Source organism: Marilutibacter penaei, assembly GCF_014145395.1.
GTDB lineage: Bacteria > Pseudomonadota > Gammaproteobacteria > Xanthomonadales > Xanthomonadaceae > Marilutibacter > Marilutibacter penaei.
Genome location: NZ_JACHTE010000001.1, coordinates 533,621 through 544,726, shown reverse-complemented (window position 1 = coordinate 544,726; position 11,106 = coordinate 533,621). Strand labels below are relative to the sequence as shown.

The 11,106-nt window shown below is 70.7% G+C and carries 9 protein-coding genes and 1 pseudogene; 4 read left to right on the top strand and 6 right to left on the bottom strand.

Annotated features, from left to right (window positions below; translation table 11 throughout):
• Positions 1 to 123: 123 nt before the first annotated feature.
• The 4 genes and pseudogenes from H4F99_RS02385 to H4F99_RS02370 form a co-directional block, all read right to left on the bottom strand.
• Positions 124 to 561, bottom strand: a pseudogene (locus H4F99_RS02385) (FAD-dependent oxidoreductase); the annotation flags it as partial.
• 61 nt (positions 562 to 622) lie between these two features.
• Positions 623 to 1,759, bottom strand: coding sequence for an N-acetylglucosamine-6-phosphate deacetylase (gene nagA / locus H4F99_RS02380; protein WP_425487984.1), 1,137 nt, complete (start codon positions 1,757 to 1,759; stop codon positions 623 to 625).
• The gene (locus H4F99_RS02375) at positions 1,756 to 2,805 is read right to left on the bottom strand and encodes an SIS domain-containing protein (RefSeq protein ID WP_246371205.1); all 1,050 of its coding nucleotides are present in this window, start codon (positions 2,803 to 2,805) and stop codon (positions 1,756 to 1,758) included. Before H4F99_RS02375 ends, nagA begins: the two co-directional genes overlap by 4 nt.
• Positions 2,806 to 2,836: 31 nt before the next feature.
• The gene (locus tag H4F99_RS02370; RefSeq protein ID WP_182668098.1) at positions 2,837 to 3,580 is read right to left on the bottom strand and encodes a GntR family transcriptional regulator; all 744 of its coding nucleotides are present in this window, start codon (positions 3,578 to 3,580) and stop codon (positions 2,837 to 2,839) included.
• A gap of 172 nt (positions 3,581 to 3,752) precedes the next feature.
• Between H4F99_RS02370 and zwf the strand changes: the two genes are divergently transcribed.
• Genes zwf through eda form a run of 4 tightly spaced genes read left to right on the top strand, consistent with a single transcriptional unit; the run spans position 3,753 to position 8,526 of the window.
• Entirely contained in the window at positions 3,753 to 5,255 is a 1,503-nt protein-coding gene (zwf, locus tag H4F99_RS02365) for a glucose-6-phosphate dehydrogenase (protein ID WP_182668097.1), read from the top strand.
• Positions 5,239 to 6,006 (top strand): 6-phosphogluconolactonase, encoded by a 768-nt coding sequence (pgl, locus tag H4F99_RS02360; RefSeq protein WP_182668096.1) that lies wholly within the window; start codon positions 5,239 to 5,241, stop codon positions 6,004 to 6,006. The genes zwf and pgl overlap by 17 nt, the downstream gene beginning before the upstream one ends.
• A gap of 49 nt (positions 6,007 to 6,055) precedes the next feature.
• Positions 6,056 to 7,897, top strand: coding sequence for a phosphogluconate dehydratase (edd, locus tag H4F99_RS02355; protein ID WP_182668095.1), 1,842 nt, complete (start codon positions 6,056 to 6,058; stop codon positions 7,895 to 7,897).
• Positions 7,894 to 8,526 (top strand): bifunctional 4-hydroxy-2-oxoglutarate aldolase/2-dehydro-3-deoxy-phosphogluconate aldolase, encoded by a 633-nt coding sequence (gene eda, locus H4F99_RS02350; RefSeq protein ID WP_182668094.1) that lies wholly within the window; start codon positions 7,894 to 7,896, stop codon positions 8,524 to 8,526. Before edd ends, eda begins: the two co-directional genes overlap by 4 nt.
• A gap of 9 nt (positions 8,527 to 8,535) precedes the next feature.
• Here eda and H4F99_RS02345 read toward each other — a convergent pair whose 3' ends face one another.
• Both H4F99_RS02345 and H4F99_RS02340 read right to left on the bottom strand, forming a co-directional pair.
• A complete protein-coding gene (locus H4F99_RS02345) occupies positions 8,536 to 9,576 on the bottom strand; it encodes a substrate-binding domain-containing protein (RefSeq protein ID WP_182668137.1) in 1,041 nt (346 codons plus the stop codon).
• Positions 9,577 to 9,661: 85 nt separating this feature from the next.
• Complete coding sequence (locus H4F99_RS02340) at positions 9,662 to 10,957, bottom strand: sugar MFS transporter (protein ID WP_182668093.1); 1,296 nt, start codon at positions 10,955 to 10,957, stop codon at positions 9,662 to 9,664.
• Positions 10,958 to 11,106 lie beyond the last annotated feature (149 nt).

The window sequence follows — 11,106 nt, the reverse complement described above, 5'->3', positions numbered from 1 at the left end:
CTCGATCCGGACGGGGGAAGCGCAGTAAATCCCGTGCCGTCCAGACCGATCTGTGCCGGACTGGAAATCGAACTCAAAATATTCTCGTTAAAACAATGCGTTAGATAAAAAATATTGGTGGAGGCGGCGGGCCTCGAACTCGCGGCGCAGTTCACGCACGTGACGCGCCCGGCTTGCGTGGTACAGGCTCTGGCAGCGGACGAAACCGACGCCGCGACAGTCCGCTGCGCGCTCGGCGAGCAGGTCGATGGCGTCTGCGCAGGCGCGGTAGGCCAGCGCGGCATCGGCCTCGCCATGGCGTTCGGCGAGGTCGACCAGATGGGTGTCGATCTCGTACTGCAGCAGGGCCGTGCTCGCCGCGGTGCTGCCCCAGCCGGGGTCGCGTCTGTCCAGCACCGCGACTGCATGGCCGTGCCGGACCAGCTCATCGGCGATCAGGGCGCCGGTGATCCCGCCGCCCACCACGGCGACATCCACGTCGAGCCGCCCCGCAAGCGCCGGGCGGGGTGGGGCGAGTCCGTTCCGGATCGCCCAGAAGGGATAGCCGCTTTGCAGGTCCATCGCGGCAGTCAAGCGGCCGCGGCTGCACGGCGCCGTGAAGATCCCGCCGCGCGTTCAGCGCTCAGCCGACTCCGCCGATCCAGCTGCCCGTGACCTGCAGGTCGGTGTCGAGGACGACGAGGTCGGCGCGATACCCCGGGGTGATGCGGCCGAGCTCATGGCCGAGGCCGAGGAACTCGGCGGGGTACTGCGAGGCCATGCGGCAGGCTTCGTCCAGCGGCAGGCCGAGGCGCTGCACGGTGTTGCGCACGGCGGTCGCCATGTCCAGCGCGGAGCCGGCGAGGGTGCCTTCGGCGGTGCTGCACAGGCCGTCGCGGCAGGTCATGGTGACGCCGTAGAGCTCGAAATCCTCGCGTTCGCCGCCCACCGGCGGCATCGCGTCGGTGACCAGCATCATGCGTCCGCGCGGGCGGGCGTTGATGGCGACGCGCAGGGTGGCGTCGTGCACGTGGTGGCCGTCGACGATCAGCCCGCACCAGACGTCCGGGTCGTCCAGCGCCGCGCCGACGCCGCCGGGCTCGCGGCTGTTCATCGGCGTCATCGCATTGAACAGGTGGGTGACGCCGCGGATGCCGGCGTCGAAGCCGGCGCGCATCGTGTTGTAGTCAGCGGCGGTATGGCCGGCGGCGAGGATCACGCCGCGCGATGCGAGGTCGCGCAGGGTGTCGGCCTCGAAACGCTCGGGCGCCACGGTCAGCAGGGTCTTGCCGTTGCCCAGCGAAGCCACCATCGCGAGTTCGTCGCTGCCGGGGGTGTGGAATTTGGCCGGGTCGTGCACGCCCTTGCGCGCTTCGGCCAGGTAGGGGCCTTCGAGGTGGATGCCGAGTACGCCGGGCACGCCGGCGTCGATCGCGCCGCGCACGGCGGCAATCGCCTTCTCCATCACCGCGACGTCGTCGCTGATCAGGGTCGGCAGCATCCCGGTGGTGCCGAAGCGGCGGTGCGCCTCGGCGATGCGGCGCACGCCGTCGACGGTGGTGCTGTCGTTGAGCAGCACGTCGCCGCCACCGTTGACCTGGGTGTCGATGAAGCCCGGCACCAGGTAGCGGCCCTGCAGGTCGATGGCCTCGGCGCCCGCGGGTGGACCGCCGGGCATGACCGCGGCGACGTGGCCGTCCTCGACGACCACGCACAGGCCTTCGGCGAAGCCGCGTTCGGTCAGGACGTGGCCGTTGTGGAAGGCAAGCACGGTCATCAGACGGTCTCGGTGACCTTGTTGAGGTGCGGCGGCAGGTCGGGGTTGTGGCCACGGGCAACCGCGAGCGCGTTGACCATGCGGTAGAAGGACTGCACGGTCAGCAGCGGCGTGACCGCCGGGTGCGGCGAGGTCGCGACCGGCAGGCGGCCATCGGCGGCGGCCTGCCCGGGCGCCGCCAGCCAGACCGGCGCACCGCGCGCGGCGAACTCGTCGGCGACCGACGCGGTGCCGGCGCCGGTGTCGTCGTCCTGGGCGAAGGCCAGCACCGGGAAGCCGGGGCCGACGATCGCCATCGGGCCGTGCTTGACCTCGGCGGAGGAGAAGGCCTCGGCATGCAGGCCGCTGGTCTCCTTGAACTTGAGCGCGGCTTCCTGCGCGGCGCCGAGGCCCAGGCCGCGGCCGAGCACGAACAGGTTGCGGGCCTCGCGGAGGCCGTCGACCACCGCCGACCAGTCCTGCGTCCAGGCCTGGCGCAGTGCGTCCGACAGGCCGCGTTCGGCGTCGCGCAGGGCGGCGTCGCCGCTCCAGCGCGCGGTCAGCTGCAGCAGCGCGGCCAGCGAGCACAGGTAGCTCTTGGTCGCGGCGACGCTGCGCTCGGGGCCGGCGTGCAGCGGCACGACGGTGTCGGCCAGCGCGGCCAGCGGCGAGTCGGCGACGTTGACCAGGGCGACGACATGCGCGCCGGCGGCCTTGGCGATCTCGGCGTTGCGCAGCAGGTCCGGGCTCTTGCCGGACTGCGAGATGGCGACGAACAGCGCGCCGTCCATCTTCGGGGTGATCGCGTAGACCGAGCCGATCGACGGCGAAGCGGACGCGGTGACCAGCCCAAGCGTGGTTTCGAACAGGTACTTGCCGTAGGTCGCCGCGTGGTCGGAGCTGCCGCGCGCGCAGGTGACGATGAAGCGCGGCGGTTGGGCGCGCAGCCGTTCGGCCAGGGCGTCGAGCACGCCGGCATTGGCGGCGAACTGGCGGGCGACCGCGTCGGCGGCCTCGGCGGCCTCGGCGAACATCAGGGTGTCTTCGGCGCGCAGGGCCTGGGTGGCCATGGCCGTGGTGTCGAGCGGTGCGTTCACGGGTTTACTCGCTGTGCAGTTCGGCGACGAAGTCGTAGGCGTCGCCGCGGTAGAAGGAACGGGTGAATTCGGCGACGCGGCCGTCGGCGAGGAAGGTGCGGCGTTCGATGAAGAGGCCCGGGCTGCCTTCGGGCAGCTTCATCAGGCGCGCCTGTTCGGCGTCGAAGGCGATCGCGCGCAGGCGCTGCAGCGCACGCACCGGCCGCACGCCGATCTTCTCGAAGGCGGCGTACAGGGAGTTCTCGACCAGGGCGGGGTCACCGAGCACGTCGGCGGGCACCACGGTGCGCTCGAGTGCGAGCGCGGTGCCGTTGGCGGTGCGCAGGCGGTAGTAGCGCACCACCTGCGCGCCCGGCGACAGGTTGAGGGCCATCGCCTCCTCGGGGGTGACCTCGCCGAGGGCGCGTTCGAGGAACTGCGACTGCGGGTCGAGCCCGCGCGCGCGCAGGTCGTCGGTGAAGCTGGTCAGCGCCGAGAACGACTTGACGATGCGCTCGGCGACGAAGGTGCCGGCGCCCTGGCGCTGCACCAGCAGGCCGTCGGCGACCAGGCCGGCGATGGCCTTGCGCACGGTGACCCGCGACAGGTCGAGCTGGCGTCCGATCTCGCGCTCGCCGGGCAGGGCCTGGCCGGCGGTCAGCTCGCCATTCTCGATGGCGTGCTGCAGCGTCCGCCGCAGGTGCTGGTAGGCCGGTGCGCGTCGCGCGGCGACCTGGCGCTGGTATTCGTCGAGCAGATAGTCCTGCATGGCCGGGAGAATACCAGTAACAAACCAGTCACGACAAGATGTCCTCAAGACATCCAATTCCAAAGCATGGTGCGGCAGGTATTTGCCCGAAAGGTATCGTAGTGGTATCGTCTGGTCCGTACCGAAAACCAGACCACTCCGCCCACCGTCCGACGCTCGACGAGCCCAACCGATGACCCTGCACGCCCAGCACCCTCCCACCTCGCCGATGGCGCCGTTCGACCTGGTGATCTTCGGCGGCACCGGCGACCTGGCCATGCGCAAGCTGCTGCCGGCCCTGCTGCACCGCCACGTCGACGGCCAGATCGGGCCGGACTCGCGGATCTACGGCATCGCCCGCGACGAGCGTACGGACGAGGCCTACCGCGAGCGGGTGCGCGACGCGGTCGCGCCGCTGGCGGCCGCCGACCCGCGCATTGCCGCCTGCCTCGACGAATTCCTCGGCTTGCTGCACTACCGTCGCCTCGACCTGGGCAGCGAAGCCGGCTGGCCGGAGTTCGCCGCCGAGCTGGGCGACACGCCGGGCCGTGTCCGCGTGTTCTACCTGGCGGTCGGGCCGTCGCTGTTCGCCAACGTCGCCGACCGCCTTGATGGCGTGGGCCTGGCCGGCGGCGGCACCCGCGTGGTCGTCGAGAAGCCGATCGGCAAGGACGGCGCCAGCGCGCAGGTGATCAACGAGGCGCTGGGCCGCGTCTTCCACGAATCGCAGGTCTACCGGATCGACCATTACCTCGGCAAGGAGACGGTGCAGAACCTGACCGCGCTGCGCTTCGGCAATGCGCTGTTCGAGCCGCTGTGGAAGGCCGAGCACATCGACCACGTGCAGATCACCGTCGCCGAGACGGTCGGCGTGGAAGGCCGCGCGGCGTACTACGACAAGTCGGGTGCGCTGCGCGACATGGTGCAGAACCACCTGCTGCAGCTGCTGTGCCTGGTGGCGATGGAGCCACCGGCCTCGCTGGCGGCCGACGCGATCCGCGACGAGAAGCTGAAGGTGCTGCGCGCGCTGCGCCCCATCGACGGCGGCAACGCCGGCCAGCTCACGGTGCGCGGCCAGTACCGCGCGGGCGCGGTCGGCGGGCAGGCGGTGCCGGGTTACCTGGACGAGCTGGGCGCGGCGTCCAACACCGAGACCTTCGTCGCGATCAAGGCGGAAGTGCAGAACTGGCGCTGGGCTGGCGTGCCCTTCTACCTGCGTACCGGCAAGCGGCTGGCGCAGCGCATGTCGGAGATCGTGGTGACCTTCCGCCGCGTGCCGCATTCGATCTTCGGCGACCCCAACGACGGCCATTCCAGCCCGCTGGCGCCGAACAAGCTGGTCATCCGCCTGCAGCCGGACGAGGGCGTGAAGCTGTGGCTGATGAACAAGGTCCCGGGCCCCGGCGGCATGCGCATGCGCGAGGTCGCGATGGACCTGAGCTTTGCCGAGACCTTCGGCGGCCGCCAGCCGGATGCCTACGAGCGCCTGCTGATGGATGTGGTGCGCGGCAATCCGATGCTGTTCATGCGCCGCGACGAAGTCGACGCCGCCTGGCAGTGGATCGATCCGATCCGTGCGGCCTGGGAGGCTGCGCACGACGCACCCAAGGCCTACACCGCAGGAGGTTGGGGTCCGAGCGCCGCGGTCGCCCTGATCGAACGCGACGGGAGGACCTGGCATGAGGACGGCTACTGAACGCCGCTACGGAGGACTGAGGATCGTGGAGCCCATCGCGCTGCCGCTGGACGAACATCTCTTCGACGACGGTGCGTCGCTGGCCGATGCGCTGGCGAAGGCGGTCGCCGCCGACCTGCGCGGTGCGATCGCGCGCCGCGGCAGCGCGCGCATCGCGCTGTCGGGAGGCAGCACGCCGCGCGCCTTCCTCACCGCGTTGTCGAAGCAGACCGTCGACTGGCCGCACGTGACCGTGCTGCCGGTGGACGACCGCTGGGTGCACCCGCGCCATGAGCGCAGCAACGAAAAGCTGATGCGCGAGACCCTGTTGCAGGGCGCGGCGGCGGCGGCCCGCTTCATGCCGTTGTACCGGCCCAGCCCCAGCCCGGAGGCGGCGTTGCTGCCGGTGCTCAGCCGCGTCGCCAACGAGGCGTTGCCGCTGGACGTGGTGGTGCTGGGCATGGGCGAGGACGGCCATGTCGCCTCGCTGTTCCCGGACCTGGGCCGCGACAGCCCGGGCCTGCGCGAGATCGGCCTGCAGCCGTCCGGCCGTGCGCCGGCCCTCGCGGTGCGCACGGCGAACGCGCCGGAGCCGCGCATGACCCTGACCCTGAGCGCGATCTTCACCGCGCCGTCGCTGTACCTGCACATCGAAGGTGCGAAGAAGAAGGCGGTGCTGGAAGGCGCCGCGGCCGATCCGACGTCCCTGTTGCCCGTGCGCGCGGTACTGGCCGGCGCGCCGCGCCCGCCGTCGCTGTACTGGTGTCCCTGATCCACCGCGCGCGCCCGCATCGCGTGCGTCGCGCCCACTAGAGGTCCACATGCCGTCCCTGCATCCCGTCATCGCCAACGTCACCGGGCGCATCCGCGCCCGCAGCCACGACGGTCGTTCCGCCTACCTCGCCCGCATCGACGCCGCCGCCGGCCATGGGCCGCACCGCATGACCCTGTCCTGCGGCAACCTCGCGCATGGCTTCGCCGCCTGCGGGCCGGCCGACAAGGCCGCGCTGCGCGAGGGCCGCGCGCCCAACCTCGGCATCGTCACCGCATACAACGACATGCTGTCGGCGCACCAGCCGTTCGAGCGCTTTCCCTTCCTGATCAAGAATGCGGCGCGCAATGCCGGCGCCACCGCGCAGGTCGCGGGCGGCGTGCCGGCGATGTGCGATGGCGTCACCCAGGGCCGGGCCGGCATGGAGATGAGCCTGTTCTCGCGCGACGTGATCGCGTTGTCGACCGCGGTTGCGTTGTCGCACGACATGTTCGACGCGGCGCTGTACCTCGGCGTCTGCGACAAGATCGTGCCGGGCCTGATGATCGGCGCGCTGACTTTCGGCCACCTGCCGGCGGTGTTCGTGCCTGCCGGGCCGATGCCGTCGGGCATCCCCAACGACGAGAAGTCGCGGGTGCGCCAGCGCTACGCCGAGGGCAAGGCCACGCGCGACGAGCTGCTCGAAGCCGAGGCCGCCAGCTACCACGCGCCGGGCACCTGCACCTTCTACGGCACCGCCAATTCCAACCAGATGCTGATGGAAGTGATGGGCCTGCACCTGCCGGGCGCGAGCTTCGTCAATCCCGATACGCCGCTGCGCGACGCGCTGACCGCCGAGGCGACGCGCCGCGCCGCCGCGATCACCGCGCTGGGCGACGACTACCGGCCGATCGGCCGGATCATCGACGAGCGTTCCATCGTCAACGGCGTGGTCGGCCTGCTGGCGACCGGCGGTTCGACCAACCTGTTGCTGCACATCGTGGCGATCGCCGCGGCGGCCGGCATCAGCCTCGAGCTGGAGGACTTCGATGCGCTGTCATCGGTGGTGCCGCTGCTGGCGCGGGTCTATCCGAACGGCAGCGCCGACGTGAACCATTTCCATGCGGCCGGCGGCCTGGCCTTCATGATCGGCGAACTGCTCGATGCCGGCCTGCTGCACGGCGATGTCGAGACCATCGCCGGCCCGGGCCTGGACCGCTATCGCGCGGAGGCGCGCCTCGACGGTGCCGGTGGCGTGGCCTTCGTGCCGTCGGCGGTGGAAAGTGCCGACGATGCCGTCCTGCGCCCGGTCGCGACGCCCTTCAGTGCCGACGGGGGCCTGCGCGTGCTGCGCGGCAACCTCGGCACCGGCGCGATCAAGGTGTCCGCGGTGCCCGATGATCGCCGCTTCATCGAGGCCCCGTGCCGGATCTTCAGCGAGCAGGCCGAGGTCAAGCAGGCCTTCGAGCGCGGCGAGCTCGACCGCGACGTGGTCGTGGTCGTGCGCTTCCAGGGCCCGCAGGCCAATGGCATGCCCGAGCTGCACCAGCTGACCCCAACCCTGACCGTGCTGCAGAAGCGCGGCCACCGCGTCGCCCTGGTCACCGACGGGCGCATGTCCGGCGCGTCCGGCCAGGTGCCGGCGGCGATCCACGTCAGCCCCGAGGCGGCCTGCGGCGGTCCGTTGGCACGCCTGCGCGATGGCGACGTCATCCGCCTCGACACGGCCAACGGGCAACTGGTCGCGCTTGTCGACGACGATGAGCTGGCCGCGCGTCCGCTCGCCGCGGCCGACCTGTCCGCCCACCAGCATGGCCTCGGCCGCGAACTCTTCGCGCTGTTCCGCAATGTCGTCGGTCCCGCCGACCGCGGCGCCAGCGCCTTCCATGCCCCGAACGAAGTCCAGCCATGACCCTGATCGAGAAAGTGTTGCACCTGGCCCCGGTGATCCCGGTGGTCGTCATCGAAGACCCCGCGCATGCGGTGCCGCTGGCGCGCGCGCTGGTCGCCGGCGGCCTGCCGGTGATCGAAGTGACCCTGCGCACCGGCGCCGCGCTCGAAGCGGTGCGCCGTATCGCCGACGAGGTGCCGGATGCGGTGATCGGCACCGGCACGGTGCGTCGCCCGGCCGACCTCGATGCGTCGGCCGAGGCCGGCGCGCGCTTCGCAGTGTCGCCCGGCTACAGCCCGGACCTGGTCGCCGCGGCGCGCGGCCATGCGGTCGGCTGGCTGCCGGGTGCGGCGACCGCGTCGGAGGCCATGACCCTCGCCGAGCAGGGCTTTGCCTTCCAGAAATTCTTCCCGGCCGAGGCGGCCGGCGGCGTGGCCCTGCTGCGCAGCCTGCATGGCCCGCTGCCGGAGATCCGCTTCTGCGCCACCGGCGGGATCGGCCTGCACAACGCGGCCGACTACCTGGCGACGCCAAACGTCGCCTGCGTCGGTGGCTCATGGATCACGCCGGCGAAGCTGCTCCAGGCGGGCGACTGGGCGGCGGTTGAAACGCTGGCCCGGCAGGCGGCCGGCCTGCCGCGCGCGGACTGACCGCCGCGCTCAGTTCTTGGGCCGCGGCGGCGCGGTCGAGCCGCGCACCACCAGCACCGGGCTGAAGCCTTCGTTGTCGGGGATGTCGGGGCCGAGGTCGGCGTCGCGCCGCAGTTCGGCGATCAGCCGGTAGGCGGCATGGCGTGCGATTGCCTCGGTCGCCTGGCTGGCGGTCGTCAGAGGTGGCCAGGACTGCTTCGAGAACGGGCTGTCCTCGAAGCCGGCGATCGACAGGTCATACGGCACGTTGAGTCCGCTGGAGCGCGCCGCCGCGAGCACGCCGGCGGCAATCTCGTCGTTGCTGCCGAAGATCGCGGTCGGCCGGTCGGGCAGGGACAGCAGCCGCCGTGCGCCGCGGAAGCCGTCGTCGAAGGAGTAGTCGCCCGGCACCACCAGGTTCTCGTCCTCGGCGATGCCGTAATGCTCGAGCGCCTTCGCATAGCCGCGGTAGCGCTCCCAGCTGGATTTGTGCGAGGTGCCACCCCACAGGAACCCGATCCGCTGGTGGCCGAGCTGGATCAGGTGCTCGGTGATGTCGTAGGCGGCATCGTGGTCGTCCACCCAGACGCAGGGCGCGCCGTCGTGCGGGTCGGCGGCCGCGGAGACGATGCGGACGATCGTGATCCCCTGTTCGACCAGTTCCTTCACCAGCGGCATCTGTTCCGACATCGGCGGAGCGAGCACCAGGCCGGCGAGCCGTGCGCCCTGCACCAGGTCGACCAGGTCGCTGGCGAGCATCGGCGACTTCGAGTCGCAGGGGTGGATCTGCAGGCCATAGCCGGTCTCGCGGCAGGCCGACAGCACGCCGTTCTGCACGGCGATGATGTAGTACGGGTTCGGGTTGTCGTAGACCACGCCCAGCGCATAGGGCTGGGCACTGCGCAGGCTGCGCGCCGAGGGATCCGGCCGGTAGCCCAGTGCGGCGATGGCCTGGTTGACCCGCTCGCGGGTCCGGGCGCGCACGCCCGGCTCGTCGTTGATCACGCGCGAGACGGTCTTCAGCGAGACCTCGGCGCGTTCGGCGACATCTTTGATGGTGGGTCGGCGCACCGTGACCTCGGGCATGGCGATGAACCGCTAGCCTACCCGGCGCGGCGCGCAAGGCAAGCGCCCCGCGCGCCGCACCCGTCGGCGGTCAGGCGGCTTTCGACAGGCCGGCCTTGTGTCCGCTCTGCGCGAAGTACGCGATGTACAGGTAGCAGGGCACCATCAGCAGCAGGAACACCCACTGGAAGTCGAAGTGCTGCTTGAGGATGGCGAACAGCTGCGGGATCACCGCGCCGCCGGCGATGCCCATGATCATGATCGCCGAGCCGACCTCGGTGAAGCGGCCGAGGGCGCGGATGCCCAGCGGGAAGATCGCCGGCCACATCATTGCGTTGGCGAAGCCGAGCAGGGCCACGAAGGCGACCGACACGTAGCCACCGGTGAGGAAGGCGCCCACGGTGAACACGATGGCCAGGATCGCCGACACCTTCAGGTAGGTCTCCTGCGAGATGAAGCGGGGAATCGCCACCAGCCCGACCACGTAGCCCACGAGCATCGCGCCCAGGGTCAATGACGTGAACAGCTTGGTCTGGTCGGGCGGCAGGCCCAGCGAGTCGCCGTAGATGCCGATGGCGTCGCCCGCCATCACCTCCACGCCCACGTAGGCGAAGATGCAGGCCGCACCCAGCCACAGGTGCGGGTACTGGAACAGGCTGCGGCGGCCGGTACCGGCGTCCGAGGGCGCCTCGGCGTTGGCTTCGCTGGCGGAGATCTCCGGCAGCGGCGAGAACAGGATGCCCACTGCCAGCAGGGCCATCAGCCCGGCCATGACCATGTAGGGGTCGTGGATGCGCGCGGCGAACTCGTTGAGCAGCGCTTCCTTGCCGGCCGGGTCGGCCGCGGCCACCTGCGCGGTGAGGTCCCCCATGCCGTGCAGGACCACGGCGCCCAGCACCAGCGGCGCGAGCATGCCGGCGAGCTTGTTGCAGATGCCCATCACCGCGATGCGCTGCGCGGCGCCTTCGATCGGGCCGAGGATGGAGATGTACGGGTTGGCGGCGGTCTGCAGCAGGGCCAGGCCGGTGCCGATGATGAAGATGCCGGTGACCGCGCCGGGGTAGTAGCGCTGCGTGGTGAACTGGCCGAACACCGCCGCGCCGATCGCCATGACCAGCAGCGCCAGCGCCATGCCCTTCTTCATGCCGGTCTTCTTCAGGATCGCCGATGAGGGCAGGGCGAGGAAGAAGTAGGAGATGTAGAACGCCGACGGGATCAGGAACGCCGCCGACTCGCTGACATCGAACGCGACCTGGGCGAAGCCGATCAGCGGGCCGTTGAGCCAGGTGACGAAGCCGAAGATGAAGAACAGCAGGCCAACGATGGCCATCGAGCCGAAGTAGCTGCGGTCGCCGTTGGCGCTCGCGGTGGTTGCCGTGGATGACATTGGACGGACTCCCCTCCGTGCGGCGGTGATGGCCGCCGGTAGTTTTCGGCCGCCCACCCATCGTCGACGGTCCGTTGACCGAACGTTGTCACAAGTTTGTCCCGTAGGCCAGCGGTGGCAGGAGAATGCGTGGAAGCGTGCTGGATTGC